The organism is Bradyrhizobium sp. sGM-13 (genome assembly GCF_018398875.1).
In the GTDB taxonomy this organism is placed as follows: domain Bacteria; phylum Pseudomonadota; class Alphaproteobacteria; order Rhizobiales; family Xanthobacteraceae; genus Bradyrhizobium.
In genome coordinates, this window is sequence record NZ_JAGWDK010000283.1 from 1 (window position 1) to 278 (window position 278).

The following is a 278-nucleotide window of genomic DNA, read 5'->3' on the forward strand; positions in this document are numbered from 1 at the left end:
GAGCGAGGCGGTGAAGAAGCGTTTTCACGATCTCTCCACAGTTGCGCCCGATGCCAACGAGCATGCGAGCGAAGTGCTCGGTCAGTTGGTGACCCGGGACGTCGAGAAATACAAAAAGTTGCTGGAAGAGAAGAAATAGTATTCAGCGATCATGCAATGAAAAAGCCCCGCGGAGCGGGGCTTTTCGTTATCGGCCAGTAGTCGAACCCGGACCTGTCGGCGACAGGGTCGAACCGCTCGGCGATGGGTTGATGTGGGTGCTCCCCGACGGGTTCACT

1 pseudogene is annotated in these 278 nt (G+C 57.2%); it reads left to right on the forward strand.

The window, feature by feature from the left end:
• Nucleotides 1-139: pseudogene (locus tag KJQ96_RS41230) on the forward strand (tripartite tricarboxylate transporter substrate binding protein BugD); the annotation flags it as partial.
• Nucleotides 140-278: the final 139 nt, after the last annotated feature.